The organism is Pseudomonas sp. HY2-MNA-CIBAN-0224, from assembly GCF_040310285.1.
GTDB lineage: Bacteria > Pseudomonadota > Gammaproteobacteria > Pseudomonadales > Pseudomonadaceae > Aquipseudomonas > Aquipseudomonas helleri.
Genome location: NZ_JBEOPQ010000188.1, coordinates 1 through 444, shown reverse-complemented (window position 1 = coordinate 444; position 444 = coordinate 1). Strand labels below are relative to the sequence as shown.

Here is a 444-nt window from a genome sequence, read left to right as displayed (position 1 = left end):
ATACCTTATTTACGCCAAGACATTTGGCAAATTGCGATGCGGTGATTGCGATGTATCATGACCAAGGTTTGCCGGTGCTTAAATCGCATGGTTTTGGTGATACGGTCAATCTTACCTTGGGGTTGCCCTATATTCGTACCTCAGTTGACCATGGTACAGCGCTTGATTTAGCAGGGCGCGGCGGCGCAAGTGCAACCAGCTTGTATCAAGCATTAACCATGGCAAATGAGATGGCCGATAAATCGCTTATTAATCGATCTCCTGCATAAAACTGGTGCCTTAGCGACATTTGTCACGCAGTATTGGATATACCTTAGTGTGAATAATGGTCATTTATGAATCATCAAAAAAGGTCTGTTATAAGTGGTTCCATTATACCAGTCTGTTTTAAGTAGTCTGTTAATAGGTTTAGAGGGTGAAATAGCTGGTTCCGTTGGGGTATAG

1 protein-coding gene is annotated in these 444 nt (G+C 43.0%); it reads left to right on the top strand.

Annotation, left to right across the window (positions count from 1 at the left end; translation table 11 throughout):
- Positions 1–269, top strand: a 269-nt coding sequence (locus tag AAEZ03_RS25970) for a 4-hydroxythreonine-4-phosphate dehydrogenase PdxA (protein ID WP_350582606.1), incomplete at its 5' end; no start/stop codon positions are given.
- Positions 270–444: the final 175 nt, after the last annotated feature.